Origin of the sequence: Winogradskyella vidalii, from assembly GCF_013403955.1 — a bacterium.
GTDB classification, from domain to species: domain Bacteria; phylum Bacteroidota; class Bacteroidia; order Flavobacteriales; family Flavobacteriaceae; genus Winogradskyella; species Winogradskyella vidalii.
Genome location: NZ_JABFDG010000007.1, coordinates 1 through 22,175, shown reverse-complemented (window position 1 = coordinate 22,175; position 22,175 = coordinate 1). Strand labels below are relative to the sequence as shown.

Below are 22,175 nucleotides of genomic sequence, written 5' to 3'. Positions count from 1 at the left end.
ATTAATTGATTTATTCGTTTTTCTTTGCCTTTGCGATAGAATCATTACGTTTTACTTGGCGCTCACGTTCTTCTCGTGCAGCTTTACGTTGTTCTATAATTTTTTGTTTACGCGCTTCTAATTCTTTTTTGCGAGCTTCTCTATCTCTTAATTTCTCTTGACGTTGTTCTTCTGCAATTTCTGCTGCTGTTTTTGGTGTGGCAGTACTTGCTGAGTCTTTTTTAACTTCGTTTTTTACTTCTGTACTATCTGATTTTATAATTGACTTCGGTGTTGGTGTGGCTACAGAATCTTTCTCTGTAACTTTTTCCTTCTTTTCTTCTTCAGCTTCTTCTGGTACACTACTTTTATTTCTACTGTCTTGCGCTTGTTCTCTTCTTGCTTCTGCTTCTAATCTTCTAGCTTCTCTTTCTTCCTCTATGGCCTTTTTTCTGTCTTCGGCTGCTTTTTCACGTTCGGCACGTTTAGCGGCTAATTCTTCTTCTCGTTTGGCTTTACGATCTTCTAAAGCTTGTTGACGTGCATCTTTATCTGAATCGACTTCCGGAACAACCTCTTCATCGGCTAATTCTTGACGTTCTTTCCTGTTTTTAGCTTGAGACCGCTTAGATGTTCTGGTAATGGTATTTAGTACGCGTTCACTTAAATCGTAACGTTCTGCTGAGTATAACATAACAACGTCTGCAGATTTATCAAACACAAAATCATATTTTCCGGTCTCTGCAATATCTCTAACAGCTGCAAAAATTTGATCTTGAATTGGCTCTATCAATTGACGTTTTTGAATCATCAAATCCCCATTGGGACCAAAACGTTTTTGCTGATAATCTAATACTTCTGCTTCATCATAAGAAATATCTTCAAAACGCTCATCGTACAATTCTTTAGTTAAAAGTACACGTTCATTATCGAGCTCTTTTTTCTTTTGTTCAATGGCGTTTAATTTTGTTTCAATTTCAGATTTCCAAGCTTCAACTTTTTTATCTAACTGTGAAGACGCTTGTTGATACTCTGGTACATTTTGCAAAATATACTCCGTATCAATATAACCTAATCTTACGCCTCGCTGTGCATTAGCACTAAAAGCTAGTAAACTTATAATTAATATTAAAAAAAGAACTTTAAATTTCATCATTATTGTTTTTATATTTTGAGACATTCTACTCGTAACATTAAATGTTTTAAACTATTAATGTTACTAATCTTCAAATTTAACGAAATATATTCTTAAAAATTTTAACAACATGATGAAATCCTTATTTAGCTATTAGAAAATATCGTGCCAAACTTAAAATTGTTGTCCTATTATAAAGTGTGTCTCCCAATTTTTAACTGTGGCTCCGTAAGGTGACTCATCAAATGCATGACCAAAGTCAATCCCAAGTAAACCAAAGGCTGGCATAAAAATTCTTAGACCAAAACCAGCAGATCTCTGAAGGTTAAATGGATCAAAATCTTTAAAATCATTTACAGACGAACCTGCTTCTAAAAATGATAATGCATAAATTTTAGCTTGAGCCCCTAAAGTAATAGGATATCTTAATTCTAAAGAGAATTTGTTATAAATAGATCCTCCATCATCTGAAGATAAAGATTGGTTAGGATAACCACGTAATTGCACGACCTCTCTACCATCTAAAGAAAAGTTTCCTAAACCATCACCACCAACAAAGAAACGCTCAAAAGGAATAACGCCACGTGCATTATTATAAGCACCAAGGAATCCAAACTCCATACTAGGACGCAATACTAATTTTTTGGTTAATGCTTGATACCAGTCTGCTTTAAATTTAATCTTATAAAATTCTAACCAGTTAAATCGCTCTTGATCAATTTCTCCTACTCTTGCTATGGCATTATTATAAGTTGTTGTTTCTGCAGGTGTTGGATTAGTATTAGATGAGTATTCACTAATAATTTCATTTTGTTCAGTTCTTTCATCTTGTAGTGCATCATAATCCACACCATTAACTAGAGAATAAGGGAATGAAAACTTCGCTGATACTGAAAAATTAGAACCTCCAGTTGGATAAATTGGATCTACACTAAGGTTATTTCTACTTAAACCAATGGTGTAAGATAAGTTATTAGAAGTTCCATCACCAAAAGTAAATAACCCCGTATTATAATTCTGAAGATCATAATGTTGGTAACTAATAGCCTGTGACAATAAGAAATAATCATCTGGCTCAGATAATCTTGTTGAAAGCCCAAACGTTAAGCCTGTAATATTAAAACGTTTACTTTTATCAGCTGTTCCTGTTGACGAATCGTATAAAAACTGTCTAGAGTGAGATAGTGATGTTGACATTTGAAACGGTTTTTTACCTCCAAACCAAGGCTCACTAAATGAAAAACTATAGGTTTGAAAAAACTGACTCGCTTGAAGTCTCAATGCTAAACTTTGACCATCACCTCTTGGTACTGGTTTGTAGGCATCTTTCTTGAAGATATCTTTTATGGCAAAATTGTTAAACGATAATCCTAAGGTACCAATAAAGCCACCGCCACCGTAACCACCTTGCAATTGTATTTGACTAGACCCTTGCTCTACAACAGAATATTCAACATCTAAAGTTCCATCTACGGGGTTTGGGTTTTTAATGTCTGGTGTAATTTGTTGCGCATCAAAATAACCTAATTGACCTAATTCTCTAATCGTTCTAATGATATCTGCTTTTCTGTATAATTGTCCTGGACGCGTTCTAATTTCCCTATAAACCACGTGATCGTTTGTAACATCATTACCAACAACAGTTACATTATTAAAGTAAGCAGGCTTTCCTTCTGTGATACGAATTTCCATATCAATTACATTGCCTTCTGCACTAACCTCAACGGGGTTTATAGTGGAGAACATATAACCAAAATTCTGATAAGCGTTGGTAATATCATTAGCATCAGGATCGGTCTCATCTGCAATACGTTCTCGTAACTCTACACCATTATAAGTGTCGCCTTCTTTTATACCTAGAAGATTTGATAATTGTTGGTTAGAATAAACCGTGTTACCTACAAAAGTTATTTTTCCAAACGTATATTTTTCTCCCTCTTCAACCTTTATATCTAAATTTATATTTTTCTCATCTAAGTAAGTAATTGAATCTGAAATAATCCGAGCATCTCTATAGCCGTTTTCTTTATAATAATCTACAACGCTTACCAAATCAGTTCTAAAATCTTCTTCAATATATTTTGAACGTTTAAATATTCTTAAAGGACTTAAGCTTTTTTGCTTCGTATTTTTCATCGCCTTACGAAGCTTTTTTTCTGCTATTTTCTCATTCCCTATAAAGTTTATCGCTTTTATTTTTACTTTTTCACCTTTATCAATATCGATACGCATATCAACACGTTCTTTTTCAACAGAATCGATAACTTGTGATGTTGCGATGTTAATTTTGGTATTTAAAAATCCTTTCTTCTTATACTTATTAGTAAGATAGTTTTTAGTCGTTGCAATAAGATTTTCGGTAACTTTCTGACCCGTTTTTAGTTTGTTTTCGGTAATAAGTTCTTCTTTTTTACCTTTTTTAATCCCTTCTATAGTCAGTTCTTTTAGTTCTGGTAAATCACTAAGATTAATCTCTAAATTTGCCGTACTTCCGTCTATATTTGTAATGTAGATATCAATACTACTAAATAGATTAGATTTCCATAATGTTTTTACTGCATTGGCAATTTTTTCTCCACCGACTTGAATCTCCTCATCCTTCCTCAGTTTAGAATAAGCAATAATGGTTTGTGCACTAAAATTAGTGTTTCCTGTAACCGTAATTTCTTTAATTAAATAGGTATCTCCTTCAACCTGAGCATTACCTGAAAATGATAATGTAAAGAGAAATACAGTACAAAAAAGTTTAATAAATGATTTCAATACTGAATTGTTAGGTAAGTTGTTCGCTTGTTTTTCCAAATCTTCGTTCTCTGTTTTGATAGTTTATGATAGCCTCATATAAATTTTCTTTTTGAAAATCTGGCCATAAAATATCTGTAAAATATAATTCTGCATAGGCGATTTGCCATAGCAAAAAATTACTAATCCGTTGCTCACCACTTGTGCGAATAAGCAGGTCAACGTCTGGTAAATTTTGCGTGTAAAGATGCTTATTTATAATTGATTCATCAATACTTTCTATAGAAATTATATTATTTTTAACTTTAACTGATAATTCCTTAATAACATTAACAATCTCCTCGCGAGAACCGTAACTCAGCGCAAGTGTTAATGTCATATTTGTATTCGTTTTTGTTTTTTCTATTACATCGAGAAGTTCTTGATATGCTCTTTTTGGTAAATCTTTAAGGCAACCAATAGCACACAGCCTTATACCATTGTCCTGCAGTGTCTTTATTTCTTTTTTTAAAGATTTAACTAGCAGCTTCATTAAAGTTTGCACTTCTAGCTTTGGTCGGTTCCAATTTTCGGTTGAAAATGCGTAAAGGGTTAAATTTTTAATCCCTAATTCTGCACTAGCTTCTACAGTTTGCCGAACTGATTTTGTACCATTTTCATGACCTATAGCACGTAACAACCCTTGTTGTTTAGCCCAACGCCCATTACCATCCATGATAATTGCCACATGACTGGGGAGCTTGTTTTTGTTTATTTGTTCTTTTAAACTCATTTTAAAAATTGCAATAGCACGGTCTTCTACCAAAGGTATACGTTAATGTAATTCCTGTAAACATATACCAATCAGTATTATTTATATTTCCAAAACTTAAAGCCTCTCTATCAACAGAATCTGGCACACTACCATCTAATTCATCAGAAAAGGTATAACGGGCTCCTATCTCTGCTCCTAATACAAAATGATGAGATATATTAGACTTATATCCTATAGCCATAGGTATACCCACCGCCCAGCTACTTGTATCCTCCGACGTTAGTTGCCCCAATGATGAAAAATAATAATTATCATGGTGAGCTAACGAGATACCAGAGTATAAGTATGGTGTTCCTTTCATGCCTGGTGAATGTAAATCGAAATCTACAAACGTAAACTCCATACCTGCTGAAATCTCCACGATACTCGTATCAAACTCATAACCGCGTTGCTTTCTTCTTGGGTCATCAGATCTTGTATCAACGCCTTTTAAATCTGAAAAAATTAATGACGCCCTAAAAGAATGCCTTGTGCTCCTGTTCCATCTAAACAGCGCACCAAATGCAGCCTGATTTGGCAGAATATAATTTGTAGCTCCAACGTCTCCAATAAAATTACTCCCCCCCGCAAATACGCCAACCTCATAGGTCTGAGCACCAACAGTGTTAGAAATAAAAACGCTTAATAAAAGCAGAAAAAAATACTTCATAAATTTTCCAAAGTTTGCAAATATAACAATTAAGATTTGTGTGTAACAATTTGATGCAATTGATTATATATTAAGTATTAAAACTTATTCACTTCAATCCGCTAAATTGCTATTTACAGATAAACAGATTTTATAGGTATTTATTGCTTTAGTTGCGACGATCTTCTCCCCATAGCAACTTTTTTCTCAAGGTTGCCAAAAAAGTTTCATCTAACAATTCTACCATTTTAATTACAAAGTCGGCTTTTTTTATGGTAACCGTAGTCGTGTTTGCTAAGGTTACAATTCTAGAATCAAGAGACATTAAAAATTGGTCTTCCCTCCCATTTACTCTTAGCGTTACAGAAGTACTATCTGGAAGAATCAAAGGACGTGCACTTAAATTATGCGGTGATATTGGTGTTAATGCAAAATTATTAGCATTGGGTGCAATAACCGGACCGCCACAACTTAAGGAATACCCCGTAGATCCTGTTGGCGTAGACAAAATAAGACCATCTGCCCAGTAGGAGGTTAAAAACTCATCGTTAAGATGTGTTTCAATGGTAATCATGGAGGTGGTATTTTTTCTACTAATAGCAATTTCATTAAGTGCAAAATGGGTATCCACAACATCTTGATGTATGGGGTCTGTAGACACACTTAATAATGAACGTTCAGAAATCTTATAATCACCGTTAAATATTTCTGTTAAAGCCTCTTCAATATCATCAATTTGAATCGTAGCCAAAAAACCTAATCGCCCTGCATTGATGCCTACTACCGGAATCCCTAAATCTCTCACATAAGTTATAGCTCTCAATATGGTACCATCTCCACCAACACTTATTAATAAATCATAGGTTTTGTCTAAAGTTTCAAAAATCTTAATTTTTGGGTTCTGTTTTATTTCTGACTTTTGAATCTCAAAAAAATCACTTTCAATAAACACATTGGCTTGTTTTACCAAGAGAACCTCCAAAAGTTTTTCAACCGCTTTTAGAGTCGTTTTATTTTCATAATGCTGTCCATATATTGCTACTTTAATCATTACATGTTGAGGTATTTATCGAGGTATTGCGAGCGATCTTTTAAGCTTTCTATAAAAGAGTCTTCTTCGTGTCCAGAAACAATATTATAACTGTAACGCCTAAATGTCTGAATAACTTCGTTAAGGCTAGCATTACCAATTTTTAAGGTGATTTTTATTAAATCGCCATCCATTTTAGAAATAAAAGCCCCTAATAGCTTAGCGCCATTAGATTCTACAATTTGACTTATTTCACTAAACGAATAGTCATTAATTCCTTTTTCTATAATTAAAACACCTCCTGGTTCTGAGAAAAAAGGCGTTTCATTAAATAAATGTATAATATCGCTGAGTTCGTAATAACCAAGATATTTATTATTCTGGCTTAAAATAGGCATAATATTAGAGCTGTTTTGTGCAAAGGTCTCAAGGACATCGAGCCAGCTTGTGGTAGGCCTTACAAAAAAACCTTCAATAGCATGACTACAATCACTCAACGTTTTTGCACTTTCAAAGCAATGGGCATCAGTTTCAGAAAGACATCCCATATACACACCATCCCTTACAATAGGAATATGCGAATAGGTTAACTGATTAAATAGCATTTTTAAATCGCTCACTTTATCCGTTAAACTAAGTGGTTTAATATCATTTATTACAAAATCTTGTAGCTCCATTATACGCAATTAATTAAGTTGCAAATTAATCAAAATTAACCATAAAATACGTTCTCATGTTTGTATTTTTGTAATAGAAAACCTAATCACATGACCAAATTAAGTGTTAATATAAATAAGATTGCTACACTGAGAAATAGCCGTGGAGGCGATACGCCAAATGTAGTTCAGTTTGCAAAAGATGTACAGCGTTTTGGGGCAGAAGGTGTTACCATTCACCCAAGACCCGATGAAAGACACATTCGTTACCAAGATGCCTACGATTTAAAATCTGTAGTTCAAACCGAATACAATATTGAAGGAAACCCGATTCCTAAGTTTGTGGATATGGTTTTAAAAATTAAGCCAACACAAATAACTTTAGTGCCAGATTCTGTTGATGCCATTACTTCTAATGCGGGCTGGGACACTTTAAAACACAAAGATTTTCTTACTGAAGTCATTAAAGAATTTAAAGCTAATGGCATTAGAACTTCCATTTTTGTAGATCCAGATTTACACCAAATTGAAGGTGCTAAAACCACTGGTACAGACCGAATAGAATTATACACTGAAGCTTTTGCCCATCAATACAGTTTAGGCAACAAAGAGGCTATAAACCCTTATATGGAATGTGCTGGCTTAGCAAATACGTTACAACTTGGTATTAATGCTGGTCACGATTTATCTTTAGACAATATACAATTCTTTAAAGAAAACATTACAGGCCTTTTAGAAGTATCTATTGGACACGCTTTAATTGCTGAAAGTTTATATATGGGCATTGAGAATGTGATTGGAATGTATTTGAAGAAACTTAAATAAGTTGAAGATACCAATTAGGTTGTTAAAAGAAACTTCACGCTTCAAATTTCAAACCTTAAACTAAAAGAATTATGACATTACATTCAAACATTATAGGCGAAGGAAAACCTTTTATCATTTTACACGGATTTTTAGGCATGGGGGACAATTGGAAAACCCTAGGAAAGCAATTTTCTGAAGTTAATTTTGAAATCCACTTAGTTGACCAACGTAATCACGGCCGTAGTTTTCATTCTGAAGACTTTGATTATGAAATCATGGCAGAAGACCTAAAACAATACTGTGAGGAAAATAATTTACAAGACATTATTTTATTAGGGCATTCTATGGGAGGAAAAACAGCCATGCTTTTCGCTACCAAATATCCTGAATTAGTAAGTAAGCTTATAGTCGCTGACATATCACCTCGTTATTACCCTGTTCATCACGATGCTATTTTAGAAGGCTTAAGTAGCTTAGATTTCTCAGAACTAAAAAGTAGAGGCGCTGCAGACAAAGCCCTAGCTAATTATATTCATGAAGCTGGTATACGTATGTTTTTACTCAAAAATTTATATTGGGTAGAAAAAGGACAATTGGGTTTACGAATAAATCTGCAAGTTCTTAAAGACAATGTTGCTGAGGTAGGTGAAGCACTTCCTATACATGCCACATTTAATAAAGACACCTTATTTTTACGTGGTGACCGTTCCGAATATATAGGCGAAGCTGATACAGCTATTATTCACCGTCATTTTTTAAATTCAAAAATCATAACAATTTCTAATGCTGGCCATTGGCTACATGCTGAAAACCCTGAAGAATTTTACGATGCTGTGATAAATTTCGTATCTTAAAACACGATTCAAAAAATAAACGATTATGAATGTTTTTATTAGACTTTTAATAAATGCCTTAGCTGTATTTATTTTAGCATACGTTTTAACAGGCGTTACTGTAGATGGTTATTTGGGCGCTATTATTGTTGCTATTGTACTATCCATTCTTAACTTATTAGTAAAACCAATATTAGTAATTTTAACACTACCAGTAACCCTTGTAACGCTTGGTCTTTTTCTCTTAGTTATTAATGCTTTAATGATACTATTAGCCAGCAACCTTCTCGATGGGTTTAGCGTCTCTGGCTTTTGGACCGCCTTACTATTTAGTATCCTTTTATCCTTTTTACAATCGGTTTTACAATCCCTATTAAAAGACGATAAAAAGTAGCTAACTTCCAAACCTTTAAAACTATTGTTGGGTTGCAAAAAATGTTGTATTTTTGCAGCCCAATTTTAGTTTCAATAAAAATGAACATTACAAGAGAAAACATCGATGCATTAAATGCAGTTGTAAAAGTGGATATCGCTAAAGAAGATTACAGCGATAAAGTAGAGAAAATATTAACGGATTACCGTAAATCTGCAAACATTCCTGGTTTTAGAAAAGGTCATGTCCCAATGGGAATGGTAAAAAAGCAGTATGGTAAAGCCGTATTGGTTGATGAAGTAAATAAATTACTGCAAGATGCACTTGGCAAGTATTTAACTGAAGAAAAATTAGATATTTTAGGTAATCCATTACCAAAAGCACAAGACGATTTAAATTGGGATGCTGAAGCATTTACATTTGAATTTGAATTAGGTCTTGCTCCAGAATTCGAAGTGAATTTAAAAAACAAAAAAGCAATTACCCATTATAATATTGTTGCAGATGACAAAATGATCAACGATCAGATTGAGCACATCCAAAAGCAATATGGTAAAATCGTTTCACAAACTGAAGTTACAGAAGCTTCTGAAATTACAGGAACTTTTGTTAACGAAGAAAAAGAAATCGATAATTCAACCATGATTACTTTAGATAAATTAAAAGGAAAAACAAATCCTAAGAAATTTATCGGCGCTAAAGTTGGTGATGTTATTTCATTAAAAACAAAAGGCTTATTTAAAGATGATCATGATTTAATGAACGCTTTAAAAGTAGCACACGATGATGCTCATGGTTTAGCTATTGATGTTAACTTCACAATTACAGAAATTAACGAAAGAGAATTAGCTGATTTAGACCAAGAATTGTTTGATAAGTTATTTGGAGATGGGAACGTCACTTCTGTAACAGAATTAAAAGACAAGATTAAAGAAGATTCTGAAAAGCAATTTACGCAACAAGGTGATCAAAAATTGTTGAATGATGTAACTGAAACGTTGATTGAAAACACTAAATTTGACTTACCAACAAGCTTCTTACAAAAATGGATGCAAACTGCAGGTGAAGAAGAAATGACTGAAGAGCAAGCTAAAGAAGAGTACGAAAAGTCTGAAAAAAGCATGCGTTACCAGCTTATTGAAGGTAAATTAATCCAAGAGCATAATCTTCAAGTTCAATTTGAAGAACTAAAAGCACATGCTATGGAAATGATTAAAGGACAAATGGCACAATTTGGACAATTAAATCCTTCAGAAAAAGAATTAGAAGATATTGCAGCGCGTATTTTAGGTAATCAAGATGAAGTAAAGCGTATCTCAGAACAGTTAATGAGTCAGAAATTATTAGAACTTTACAAAACTGAAGCAAACATTAAAACGAAAGAAATTACTTATGATGATTTCGTAAAAGAATTCTATAGCTAATTTTTTTGAATTAAGGCCAAGCCTTAAAACCTTAAAATGTACTTATCATGAAAATGGTAAGCTAAAAAATATTAGTATCTTTAAGGCGTAAAACCATTCAGTTTTACGCCTTTTGTTTTTATTTTTTTAAAAACAACTTAAAAAAGTAATAAGTTTGTCATATTAAACGTAACTAAAAATACTTCTATCATAATATTTTACGATACTCTTAAGTTACTAAACACATTATGATCTTATAACACTCACTAATTAAAAGAAATTAAAAAACATATGGATTACGGAAAAGAATTTGAAAAATTCGCCACTAAAGATCAAGGTATAAACAGTAATTATTATCAAAAAATAATTACGAGCATGAATCCTACAAACCTAACACCAAACATTATTGAAGAGCGCCAAATGAATGCGGTTGCTATGGATGTCTTTTCACGTTTAATGATGGATCGTATCATCTTTTTAGGTACAGGCGTTAATGACCAAGTCGCTAACATTATACAAGCTCAATTATTATTCTTACAGAGTACTGATGCTACAAAAGATATTCAAATTTATATCAATTCTCCAGGAGGATCTGTTTACGCTGGTTTAGGTATCTATGACACCATGCAATTTGTAAAACCAGATGTCGCAACGATTTGCACAGGTATTGCTGCTTCAATGGCTGCTGTATTATTATGTGCAGGTGAAAAAGGTAAGCGTTCAGCTTTAAAACACTCTCGTGTAATGATTCACCAAGTAAGCAGCGGTACACAGGGTCAGTTAAGCGATATGCAGATTGCCTTAAAGGAAACGATTAGAGTTAAAGAAGAATTATATACAATAATCGCAAATCATTCAGGCAATTCTTTTGAGCAAGTAGAAAAAGATTCTGATAGAGATTATTGGATGCGTTCTCCTGAAGCTTTAGAATATGGAATGATTGATGAAATTTTAGAACGAAAGTAATTAATAACACTTTCGACTAATAACTTAAAAGTACAATTAAGATTTCTGCTTTCGCAGGAATAAAAAAATTTAAGATGGCAAAGGAAGAATTAGAATGTTCATTTTGTGGTAGGAAAAAGCCAGAAACAAGCTTGTTAATTGCAGGCTTAGATGCACATATCTGTGACCGTTGTATTGAGCAAGCTCATGGTATTGTTGTAGAAGAATCTAAACAATCGGGAAATTCAGATTTAAGTGCAGAATTAATGCTGAGAAAGCCTAAAGAAATTAAAGGGTTTTTAGAAGAATATATTATAGGACAAGAGTTTACCAAACGTGTAATGTCTGTAGCAGTTTACAATCATTACAAGCGTTTATTACAACCACCTTCTGATGATGATATTGAAATACAAAAGAGTAATATCATTATGGTTGGGCAAACGGGTACAGGAAAAACATTAATGGCCAAAACCATCGCTAAAATGTTGAATGTGCCTTTAGCTATTGTTGATGCTACCGTATTAACAGAAGCAGGTTATGTTGGTGAAGATGTAGAAAGTATTTTAACACGCTTATTGCAAGCTGCAGATTATAATCTTGAAAAAGCACAACGCGGTATCGTTTTTATTGATGAAATTGATAAAATTGCGCGCAAAAGTGATAACCCATCTATTACCAGAGATGTTTCGGGAGAAGGTGTGCAACAAGCACTACTTAAACTTTTAGAAGGAACCGTTGTTAACGTCCCACCAAAAGGAGGGCGCAAGCATCCCGACCAAAAATTTATTGAAGTTGATACCGAAAACATCTTATTCATTGCAGGTGGTGCCTTTGATGGTATTGAGCGTGTCATTACCAAACGCTTAAATATGCAAGCCATTGGTTATAGCTCAATGAAAACAGACACCGTAGATAAAGACAATATTCTACAATATATTACACCTAAAGATTTAAAAGATTTTGGTCTTATTCCAGAAATCATTGGTCGACTTCCTGTGTTAACGCATATGGATCCTTTAGATGCAAAAACATTAAGAGCTATACTTACAGAGCCTAAAAATGCTATTATTAAACAATATAAAAAGTTGTTTGAAATGGATGATGTTGAGTTTACCATCACCGACGGTGCTTTAGACTATATAGTAGATAAAGCCATTGAATACAAACTTGGTGCTCGTGGATTACGATCACTTTGCGAGGAAATTTTAACGGAAGCCATGTTTGATTTACCTGGGTCTGGTGAAACCAAATTAAACGTGACTAAATCTTACGCTGAAGATCGTTTAAATAAATCAACATTAAAAAAATTGAAGGCTGTTTCCTAAGTTTTCAATTCATTTAAGAAATAAAAAAACCACAATTTCGCATCTGAAATTGTGGTTTTTTGTTTTTTATAAACCGCTTAATTTTTATTTCAATACCACAGCTTACAAACTATTAATACGCAATAACTCTTCTAAGTAACTTCTCGAATTAGACAAACGAGGTACTTTATGTTGACCTCCAAGTTTGTTGTTTACTTTCAGCCAATCGTAAAATAAATCCTTTCTTGCACTGTGTATTTTAGGCTTATTTAAAGTCATATTATTAAAACGTTTGGCTTCATAATCTGAATTCAATGCTTTTAACGCATTATCAAATAACTCTTCAAAATAAGACATATTTTCAGGAGGTGTTTTAAATTCTATAATCCACTCATGAGCACCTTTTTCTTTGCCATCCATAAAAATAGGTGCTGCTGTATAGTCTACAATTTCAGAAGCAGTACGTTTACAAACATTTTTAAAGGCTTCCTCTGCATTTTCTATAATTAACTCTTCGCCAAAGGCATTGATATGATGTTTGGTTCTTCCTGTAACCTTAATTCGGTGAGGGCTTAAACTCACAAACCGAATAGTATCTCCTATTTTGTAACGCCATAAACCAGCATTCGTCGTAATAATAACAGCGTAATTTGTATTGAGCTTGACCTCACTTAATGGAATCACTTTTTGTGTCTCAGTGCCATAAGCATCCATAGGAATAAACTCATAGAAAATTCCATAATCTAACATTAATAGTAAATCGCTTGAATTATTTTGATCCTGAATTGCAAAAAAGCCTTCAGACGCATTATAAATTTCGTAATATCTAAAACTTTGAGATGGTAAAATAGCCTTGTACTGCTCTACATAAGGGTTAAAACTAACCCCGCCATGGAAGTAAACTTCTAGATTAGGCCAAATATCAAAAAGACTGTCTTTACCTGTTTTGTCTAAAACATTATTCAACAACACCAACATCCAAGATGGCACTCCAGCTAAGCTGGTTACATTTTCTTCAATCGTCTCTTCAACAATAGCTTGCATCTTGGTTTCCCATTCACTCATTAGCGACACACGATTGCTTGGCGTGCTACTAAACTCTGCCCAAAACGGCATGTTATCAATAAGAATGGCACTTAAATCGCCAAAAACAGTCCCATTTTCTTTATATAATTCTTTACTTCCACCTAAACGTAAACTTTTCCCGGTAAACAATTGTGCATCTTCATTATTGTTTAAATACATACAAAGCAAATCCTTACTAGCCGCATAATGACAATCTTCTAAAGACTCAAAACTTACAGGAATAAATTTACTTTGGGCATTAGTAGTACCACTAGATTTGGCAAACCACTTGATTGGTTTAGGCCAAAAGATATTTTGTTCACCTTGTCTAGAACGTTCAATTAATGGATGAAAATTTTCATAATCTACAATTGGAATGCGTTCGTTAAATTCACGATACGTTTTTATAGCATCAAAATCATATTGCCGACCAATTTCAGTATCTTTAGCTAGTTTCAATAAGTTAAAAAGCAACTCATTCTGCACTTCATTTGGATATTTCAAAAACAATTCTATTTGATGAAATCGTTTTTTTAAAAACCATGAAGCTATAGAGTTTACAATAGGAATTGGCATGGATTAGTTATCTTTACTCGCTAAACGAGATTTAATAGTTCAGTTATTGTACGTAATTTTGAATCTTAAATTCTAATATTCATCTAAGTTCTTTGAGACGAATCTCAGTAAGGCTTAAATGATAAAAATACTAAATTCTTTTATGCTTTACTCAGGAGTTCTCACAAAAATGCAAACCGAATTTTTAGAACCAATTCAATATTATTTGATCTTTAAAAATGACTTTATTCATGTGAATCAATTACTGAATAAAACGATTAATATAAAGCCTATTGGTCATCAATGTTTAAGTTGCGGATTAGACCGACCTATTTACAGACAGGGCTTTTGTAAATCGTGTTTTTTTGATAAACCTTTTGCTGGCGATTGGATTATGCGACCAGAATTAAGCACCGCACATTTAGATAAAGAAGACAGAGACTTAGAATACGAAAAGAAAGTACAGCTACAACCTCATATTGTATATTTAGCAAACTCTAGCAACGTTAAAGTTGGTGTAACACGAAAAAGCCAAGTACCAACACGTTGGATCGATCAGGGCGCTCATGAAGCTATTGAAATTGTTGAAGTTCCTAACCGTTATTTAGCAGGCATTACAGAAGTTGCTCTAAAAGACTATGTCGCCGATAAAACCAATTGGAGAACAATGCTTAAAAATGACATTAAAGATGAAAACCTTTTAGAATGGCGACAGAAACTAAAAGCTTATATTCCTGAGGAAGCATTGCCATACTTTATTGAAAACAACACCGAAACACACCTATTATTTCCTGTTGAACAATATCCTGAAAAACCTAAAAGTCTTAATCTAAGTAAAACACCTGAGTACTCCGGTAAATTAGTTGGCATTAAAGGACAATACCTCATTTTTGAAGATAATACCGTTTTTAATATACGTTCTAATGAAGGCTTAGTTGTAGAATTGAGTGTGTAAAGTTTCTATTTTGACCTGCAAGGTTTTGAATACCTTGTAGGTCTTTCAATTTTAGAAGTCATACTTACAAGGTTAAAATAAACTTGCAGGCCATTTATATTTTAGAATAGTACTTTAACTGAAGGTACTCTTTTTTTATCTATTCGGAGATCCCTTTTTTCAAAGGGATACGGTTATTTAAAATAAGACAACAAATCTGATTTTTTTGAAGCAGAAACATTAATTTCTTTGCCATTGCTAAGCACCACACTTCCTCCTTTCCCTTTAACGTATTTTACAATTTCATCCACATTGACCAAATAACTCTTGTGAACTCTTGCAAAATTAGCCTCATTTAAACTTTCTTCAATATATTTTAGAGTTTTACTGACGAGCTTCTTTTGATTATTATTCAGGAAAATTTCTGTATAATTATCATCTGCTTTACAATACATGATTGTTGCGGTTTCAATCACTTCAAAACCGTCTAGTTGCGGAATGGTAATTTTACCATTAACAGAATTAGTCTTTGGTACTAACACCTGGTCTTGAAGCGCCTCTTCCTTGACCCTAATTTCTGTAACATAATCTACGGCCTTAATCAACTCGTCAATTGAAATCGGTTTCATTAAATAATAAGACGCATGCGCATTTAAAGCCTCAATGGCATAATGGTTATATGCGGTAACAAATATGGTTTCAAAATTAATATCACCTACTTTATCTAATAAATCGAAGGCATTACCATAAGGCATTTCTACATCTAAAAACACCACATCCAAATCATTATTTCTAATGAGAACCAAAGCGTCTTCAACATTAGCTGCTTCACCTAAAATTGAAATATTTGGACAATACTTCGTTAAATAATTTCTAAGAATTAACCTACTGTTTTCTTCGTCTTCAACTATAATGGCCTTTAATTTCATGTGTTTTAGTTTGAAGTTCGAAGCTTGTAGCTCAAAGTTGCTTCCAACTTCAAACGCCTTTCTTCCAACTTAATTAATCCTTCTTTAATGTCACAACGACTTTCGTTCCTGCATCATCCAAATCTTGAAAATCCTCGATGATCACGTCTACTTTACCCTTATACATTTCGTTTAAAATGGCGACACGTTTTTTAATATTATTCATGCCTTTTGAATTTTGTTTTTTCTGATGTTCCGTTTTCAATGCTTTAGAACGTGTTCTTCCGATACCGTCATCTGATATGGTTATGGTAATTTCACCTTTAGATTTGGGTTGAATAGTTATATCTAGATGTCCTTTTTCCGTTTTATAACGTAAGCCATGCCAAACTGCATTTTCTATATAAGGTTGTAATAACATGGGTGGAATCTGAAATTCGTCAACATCTATGCTTTCATCTACATGTATCGCATAATCAAATTTATCCTGAAACCTAAAGTGTTCGAGTTTAGTGTATAAATTCAACAATTCAATTTCTTTTTTTAATGGAATAAAATCCTCTTCGCTATTCTCTAAAACAGCACGCATTAACTGTGAAAAATCGGATAAATATTTGTTAGCTGTGCGTTCATCATTGGTCGCTATAAAGGTATTAACGGAATTTAAAGCATTAAAAATAAAATGGGGATTCATTTGACTTCTCAAGGATTTTAAAGCCAATAAATTATTTGCCAAACGTTGCTGCTTTATGTATTTAAACATTAAAAAACCTGTAATAAGTAATAACACCAAGCCACCGATTAAGGTGTAAATAATGAGCTGTTGCCGTTTATTACGCTCTTGGGTTAACTCGTAGGTACTTTTAGATAAAGCACGGTCGCTTTCTAATGATGTGATTCGGTTTTGCTGCTCTGCAATATTCCGACTAAAACGTGCAGCTTGAGATATCTCTTGTTCTTTTTTAGCATATAATTCATCTACAATAATCTCATAATTCTCAATCATAGCGAGCCCTTCTTCGGTTGCTCCTTTTTTAATTAATGCCTCAGATAACTTTCTGGTGGCATCCTTTTCTACAACAAGATCTTCTTTTTCACCAGCCTCTTTTCTACTTTTTTCTAAATATAGTATGGCATCATCATTTCGATTTTGTAAGATTAGCGCATTTCCAATTTTATAATTTTGCTTTTGAGATGTAATTGGGCTTTCATTAGCAATAATGGAATCTAATTCAATAGTTTTAATTCCTTCGATAGCTTGTTTTCGTAACACAATTTCACTTTCGTAATCGGCATTAGTATTGTTAAATTCGGCCACCTTAATTTGCTCTTCGACAGCTCTTTTTTTATTTTCTCTTTCAGCTAAACTCAATGAATTACTAAAAAAGTTTTTTGCTTTAGAGGTTTGCCCTTGGTCGCTATAAACTTGAGCCATTTTTGAATTTAAGTCAGTAACTTTAGGTGCAATTAAGTGTGTTGTTGCTACTTTTAAACCCGCTTCATAAGCTTCAATAGCTTTAGAGTAAGCTTTCTGTTTTACATGCACATCACCAATGCCTTCAAACCAAACCGTCTTATTATAATTAGATAGACTACTTTCTTCAATTTGATGATACGTAGAAAGACTGGCTTCAAAATTCTCATTATTGAGGTAAGCCTTTGCTAATTTAAGTTTTGCTGAATTAGTTTCCGTATTTTGAAGACTAATTTTATAGGCTGAAACTGCTAAATCATACTGTTTCCAATGCATGTAAACATCGCCTAACAACTCATGCGCTTCTGCATTTTCGGTAGTGCCAACATTGGCATTTAAAGCATTACCAATAAATTTTATACTTTTTTCCGCGTCTTTTTTAAGATAAGTCGCAGCAGAATCTATCATCTCATTAAAGCGTTTAAAATCGCTACTTTTTCGGTAACGCGAATTTGATTGCTTAGCACCTATAACCTCAATACTTATACGTTCATTAGATTTTATAGTGTAATAAATGGTTTCAAAATCCTTATGACTAATAATGAGTTCATCGCCAATTTTGGCCTGCACATTAAAAGAACCATCCGCACTACTTCTGGTGTAACCACCGCCATTAATCAAAATCTCTACATTCTTGTATGGCGAATAGGAATCTTTCTCATACACGGAACCTCTAATGTTAAACACGGCTTCATTGGTCCTTTTATCTAACTGATTTTGTTGCCCAAAGGCAATACATCCCATCAGGCAAAACAGTAATAAGATTCGATATGTTAAAGCAGTTCTCACAGACACTATTAATTTCTAGCAATAAACTTACATACTTTATTCGGTATCAAAAAATAGCCTATTTAGAAATCGTGTGTTTTACATCCTAAAAAAGCGACACCTACTAAATTTACCGTCCGCTTTACGCTCCGAAATGACTAGTTCACTCATTCCTGTTTTTTGTACCTGTTTTTTAGACAGAGCTTTACACTAGAAATCAAAAAACAATTATAATCATGAAAAACACATTCAATTTAGGGTTAGTAGCATTACTAATTTTTAGTATCAACCTAGGAGCGCAACACAGAGGAAACTATAATGAAATTACAGATGATATTTCTAGACAAAACATTTTAAGTTCTGGAAATGCTAAAATTTATAACCCTACAGCACAACACCCCATACAAAACACATTATATCCGAGTAATGTGCTCACTGTTGATGTAAAAGCGTTACAAAATGCTAGTGCAACAACCTATACCGCAATTTTTAATGTCGCTCAAATTGGCCCTTCTGCCGAAGCCACCAATCAACTTATGAAAGAACGCATAGACAGCATTAAAGAGCGATTGAATGAAAAAGGGATTACTCAAAATAGTATTGTAATTGATGTCATTTCTTTTACCCCGATGTATGAAGTTGAAGTAACCAAAAAACTATTCAGCAAAACCTATACGGAAGTTCCTAAGGGCTTTGAGTTGCAACAAAACATTCATATTCAATTTACAAAAACCAATCAATTTGAAGCCATTTTAGAAGCCTGTGCGCAAAGTGAAGTTTATAACTTGGTAAAAGTGGATTATTATATTGAAAATATTCAGGAGGTGTATAAAAACCTTCAAGATGAATTATTAAAACTCATTGAAGAAAAAAAGGCTTACTACGAAGTTCTAGGTTTTGATATGTCTGATTACAATGTGGCTATTGCAGACGACAAATATTGTTATTTTCCTAAAGATTTTTACCGAAGCTATCAAGCTTATAACAGTATTTCTATTGAAGCTTTAGATCGCCAAAAAGGCGTTACTACAGCAAAAAAACAAACCTCTTATTACTACCAACCTTTGACCTACGAAACTTATGATGTGGTGATTAATGCTTCCATCTTAGAACCCGTTGTTCAAATCGGAATGCACATTAAACTCGCTTTTACACCGAAACCAAAAGTCAAAAAAGAAACGCCAACTGTAGAAACAAAAATCGACCACAAATATTATGTGATATCACCAAATGGTACTATTGACGTAAAAGAATTGAAGACAAAATAAAAAGACTTAAGACCGCTTGTTGTTAGACTTGAAAGAAGCGATAATGTTAAATTAAAAAATAACGAGACCCTTTGACACTAAAGCTACCGATTTAGATTGTTCCCTTAAGATTAATGAGAAACAAAATATATAATAATTAAAAAATGAGAAATATGAAAACACTATTTAAGCCCGTAGTCATCGCACTGAGCTTAACAACAGTAATAGCTTGTAATGCGAATAATAACTCATCAAATATAGCAGAATTATTAATTACTGAAACCGTAATTGAAACACATTCGAAAACTGAAAAACCTGAAATTAAAGTCGCCTTACTATTAGACACCAGTAATAGTATGGATGGTTTAATAGATCAAGCTAGGGCACAACTTTGGAAACTTATTAATGAATTATCGTATGCTAAATGTGAAGATGAGAGCCCGAATCTTAAAATTGCCTTATATGAATACGGTAATGATAACCTTAATGCAGACGAAGGCTACGTAAGGCAAGTGCTAGCATTTAGTGATGATTTAGATGAAATATCGAAAGCATTATTCTCATTAACTACAAATGGCGGTAATGAATACTGTGGAAAAGTAATTAAAACCGCACTTAACCAATTAGAATGGGGAAATAACAAAGCCGATTTAAAACTTATTTTTATTGCTGGAAATGAACCTTACACTCAAGGAAACGTAAACTATGAGGAAGCCTCAAAATTTGCTCATCAAAATGATGTAACTGTCAATACTATTTTTTGTGGCGACTATAATCAAGGTATTGCTACAAAATGGAAAGCTGGTGCCGATTTAACTCATGGCAACTATACCGCCATTAATCACAATGAAGCAACAGTACATATCGCTTCACCTTATGATGATAAAATTATAGGACTCAATGAAGCGTTAAATAAAACCTATATTGCTTATGGAAGCGCTGGCCAAGCTAAAATGGAAATGCAAGCTGAACAGGATACTAATGCTAGAAATTATAATAAAGCCAATGCGGTGAGTAGAACCGTTAGTAAAAGTTCTCGGTTATATAAAAACAGTTCATGGGATTTGGTGGATGCAGAAAAAGAAGCTAATTTTTCTTATGATACATTAAAAGAAAGCGAATTACCAAAAGAATTAAAAGGAAAGTCAAAATCAGAAATTAAAGCTTATGTTGAAGCTAAGGCGAAAATACGTGAAAAACTTCAAGATGAAATTGCAACACTAAATTTAAAGCGACGTCATTATGTGGCTGAGCATAATAATAGTTCTACAAATAACTTAGAAACGGCAATGATTAAAGCTTTAAAGACCCAAGCCGAAAAGAAAAATTATAGTTGGGAAGAATAAGTTCTGAAAAAAACAAAAGGCTCAATTTTATTAAATTGAGCCTTTTTTTGTATGATATAATAATGTATTAATTTATCGCCGGACAATTACACTCATACTTTTCTCTTCTACAATTAAAGTTAAAACCAAGTGTTAACTGATGAAAACCACCTGTATTAAAGTTTACCGTATTTGCTTGATAAGAATATGTGTAAGCAAAAACAAAATTATTATAATCAACCCCTAAAAATGGTGTGATATATTGTAATTTTTGATTACTTACTCCTGAGCCATCTTGAAATTCTGCACCATCTAAACTACGTCTATAAGACAAACCTCCCCATACTTTACCAAAATCCATTTCCTTGTAAACTTTAGCATTGATATCAATAGATGATTCTTCTGTTGCATCTCTGTACATATACATTATTGATGGTTCATAGCTCCAATCACTTCCATACTTACTAAACGTATAACCTGAAGACAATAAATACGTTCTTAAGTTCTGATATTCAAAGCCATCAATACCATTCCAATTAATACCTTCATTATCTAAGATATTCTTTGCCGTAAAATGTGCATAGAAATCTATAAAGTGGTATGAGAATCCAAAATCAATATTAAAATTAGTAGCACTTTGCTCAATTCCAGCCACAGCTTGATCATGTGGCTCTCCTGGAACCAACCAACTCGTTTCATCTAATTTGTACTGCAAAAACCCAGCACTTAAACCAAAAGATAACATATTTAGGTCAATCTCATTTCTAGAAAACATTAAATGATATGCAAAAGTAGCATAACCACCAACGGTTGAATGATAACCATTTGTATCATTGAAAAGAATACCACCAACAGCTACTGGCGACTCTCCTATTCGACCATTCATACTCAATGTTTGTAAACTTGGAGCATCATCTACACCAAACCATTGTTGTCTAGCCGTTAATCGTACTTTAGCACAATTAGCAACACCCGCCATAGAAGGATGGATTAAATAATAATTATCAGTTAAATAATCCGAATAAATTGGTATACCTTCTTGTGCCAAACTAAAATTTGCCAAAAAAGCTATAAATGTTACTAAAAAATACTTTTTCAATTTCATAATTTTTTTATCGTTTCAATGTAAAATGGGCTTTAAATTCTTTACGTACATTGGTCAATGGCTCATCGTATTCTACTGTAAACCAGTAATCACTCGTTGGCAATGGACTGTTATTAAACGTTCCATCCCAACCTTCGCCTTCTGG

At 33.3% G+C, this 22,175-nt stretch carries 20 protein-coding genes; 9 read left to right on the top strand and 11 right to left on the bottom strand.

The genetic code is table 11. The annotated features are described in order from the left end of the window. Nucleotides 1-10 precede the first annotated feature (10 nt). From HM982_RS14860 to HM982_RS14835, 6 genes are all read right to left on the bottom strand, one after another. Nucleotides 11-1,132, bottom strand: coding sequence for an OmpH family outer membrane protein (locus HM982_RS14860; protein ID WP_179354115.1), 1,122 nt, complete (start codon nucleotides 1,130-1,132; stop codon nucleotides 11-13). Between the two features lie 156 nt (nucleotides 1,133-1,288). Beyond that, nucleotides 1,289-3,916, bottom strand: coding sequence for an outer membrane protein assembly factor BamA (gene bamA, locus HM982_RS14855; protein ID WP_179354113.1), 2,628 nt, complete (start codon nucleotides 3,914-3,916; stop codon nucleotides 1,289-1,291). Further along, on the bottom strand, nucleotides 3,888-4,628 hold the full coding sequence (locus HM982_RS14850; RefSeq protein WP_179354311.1) for an isoprenyl transferase: 741 nt from the start codon (nucleotides 4,626-4,628) through the stop codon (nucleotides 3,888-3,890). The genes bamA and HM982_RS14850 overlap by 29 nt, the downstream gene beginning before the upstream one ends. Before the next feature lies 1 nt (nucleotide 4,629). Further along, a complete protein-coding gene (porG, locus tag HM982_RS14845; protein WP_179354111.1) occupies nucleotides 4,630-5,319 on the bottom strand; it encodes a type IX secretion system protein PorG in 690 nt (229 codons plus the stop codon). A gap of 148 nt (nucleotides 5,320-5,467) precedes the next feature. Further along, the gene (locus HM982_RS14840; protein WP_179354310.1) at nucleotides 5,468-6,346 is read right to left on the bottom strand and encodes an NAD kinase; all 879 of its coding nucleotides are present in this window, start codon (nucleotides 6,344-6,346) and stop codon (nucleotides 5,468-5,470) included. Between the two features lie 2 nt (nucleotides 6,347-6,348). After that, nucleotides 6,349-7,005 carry a CBS domain-containing protein gene (locus HM982_RS14835; protein WP_179354109.1) on the bottom strand — a complete coding sequence of 219 codons (657 nt, stop codon included), beginning with the start codon at nucleotides 7,003-7,005 and terminating at the stop codon, nucleotides 6,349-6,351. 90 nt (nucleotides 7,006-7,095) lie between these two features. Between HM982_RS14835 and HM982_RS14830 the strand changes: the two genes are divergently transcribed. The 6 genes from HM982_RS14830 to clpX all read left to right on the top strand — a co-directional run bounded on the left by HM982_RS14830 (nucleotide 7,096) and on the right by clpX (nucleotide 12,670). Further along, nucleotides 7,096-7,809 (top strand): pyridoxine 5'-phosphate synthase, encoded by a 714-nt coding sequence (locus HM982_RS14830; protein WP_179354107.1) that lies wholly within the window; start codon nucleotides 7,096-7,098, stop codon nucleotides 7,807-7,809. Nucleotides 7,810-7,880: 71 nt separating this feature from the next. Then, nucleotides 7,881-8,645 (top strand): alpha/beta fold hydrolase, encoded by a 765-nt coding sequence (locus HM982_RS14825; protein ID WP_179354106.1) that lies wholly within the window; start codon nucleotides 7,881-7,883, stop codon nucleotides 8,643-8,645. A 25-nt stretch (nucleotides 8,646-8,670) separates the two neighbouring features. Continuing rightward, entirely contained in the window at nucleotides 8,671-9,018 is a 348-nt protein-coding gene (locus HM982_RS14820; RefSeq protein WP_179354104.1) for a phage holin family protein, read from the top strand. Between the two features lie 80 nt (nucleotides 9,019-9,098). Then, nucleotides 9,099-10,421, top strand: coding sequence for a trigger factor (gene tig / locus HM982_RS14815; protein ID WP_179354102.1), 1,323 nt, complete (start codon nucleotides 9,099-9,101; stop codon nucleotides 10,419-10,421). Nucleotides 10,422-10,691: 270 nt separating this feature from the next. Further along, nucleotides 10,692-11,366, top strand: coding sequence for an ATP-dependent Clp protease proteolytic subunit (locus HM982_RS14810; RefSeq protein ID WP_179354100.1), 675 nt, complete (start codon nucleotides 10,692-10,694; stop codon nucleotides 11,364-11,366). Between the two features lie 74 nt (nucleotides 11,367-11,440). Continuing rightward, entirely contained in the window at nucleotides 11,441-12,670 is a 1,230-nt protein-coding gene (clpX, locus tag HM982_RS14805) for an ATP-dependent Clp protease ATP-binding subunit ClpX (RefSeq protein WP_179354098.1), read from the top strand. Between the two features lie 102 nt (nucleotides 12,671-12,772). On the opposite strand, the gene HM982_RS14800 is transcribed toward clpX, so the two are convergent. Next, entirely contained in the window at nucleotides 12,773-14,290 is a 1,518-nt protein-coding gene (locus HM982_RS14800) for a GH3 auxin-responsive promoter family protein (RefSeq protein ID WP_179354096.1), read from the bottom strand. Nucleotides 14,291-14,432: 142 nt separating this feature from the next. On the opposite strand from HM982_RS14800, the gene HM982_RS14795 reads away from it, so the two are divergent. Next, nucleotides 14,433-15,224, top strand: a complete 792-nt coding sequence (locus HM982_RS14795; protein ID WP_179354309.1) for a DUF2797 domain-containing protein — start codon at nucleotides 14,433-14,435, stop codon at nucleotides 15,222-15,224. Nucleotides 15,225-15,397: 173 nt separating this feature from the next. Here the strand turns inward: HM982_RS14795 and HM982_RS14790 are convergent, their stop codons facing one another. Together HM982_RS14790 and HM982_RS14785 are read right to left on the bottom strand one after the other, a co-directional pair. Further along, nucleotides 15,398-16,132, bottom strand: a complete 735-nt coding sequence (locus HM982_RS14790; RefSeq protein ID WP_179354094.1) for a LytR/AlgR family response regulator transcription factor — start codon at nucleotides 16,130-16,132, stop codon at nucleotides 15,398-15,400. Nucleotides 16,133-16,205: 73 nt separating this feature from the next. After that, a complete protein-coding gene (locus HM982_RS14785) occupies nucleotides 16,206-18,329 on the bottom strand; it encodes a tetratricopeptide repeat-containing sensor histidine kinase (RefSeq protein WP_179354092.1) in 2,124 nt (707 codons plus the stop codon). Nucleotides 18,330-18,589: 260 nt separating this feature from the next. On the opposite strand from HM982_RS14785, the gene HM982_RS14780 reads away from it, so the two are divergent. Both HM982_RS14780 and HM982_RS14775 read left to right on the top strand, forming a co-directional pair. Then, the gene (locus HM982_RS14780) at nucleotides 18,590-19,621 is read left to right on the top strand and encodes an SIMPL domain-containing protein (RefSeq protein WP_179354091.1); all 1,032 of its coding nucleotides are present in this window, start codon (nucleotides 18,590-18,592) and stop codon (nucleotides 19,619-19,621) included. 152 nt (nucleotides 19,622-19,773) lie between these two features. Then, nucleotides 19,774-20,946 (top strand): vWA domain-containing protein, encoded by a 1,173-nt coding sequence (locus HM982_RS14775; RefSeq protein ID WP_179354089.1) that lies wholly within the window; start codon nucleotides 19,774-19,776, stop codon nucleotides 20,944-20,946. Nucleotides 20,947-21,013: 67 nt separating this feature from the next. On the opposite strand, the gene HM982_RS14770 is transcribed toward HM982_RS14775, so the two are convergent. Beyond that, entirely contained in the window at nucleotides 21,014-22,030 is a 1,017-nt protein-coding gene (locus HM982_RS14770) for a PorP/SprF family type IX secretion system membrane protein (RefSeq protein ID WP_179354088.1), read from the bottom strand. A 7-nt stretch (nucleotides 22,031-22,037) separates the two neighbouring features. Continuing rightward, the coding region (locus HM982_RS14765; RefSeq protein WP_179352803.1) for a T9SS type B sorting domain-containing protein at nucleotides 22,038-22,175 on the bottom strand (138 nt) is incomplete at its 5' end.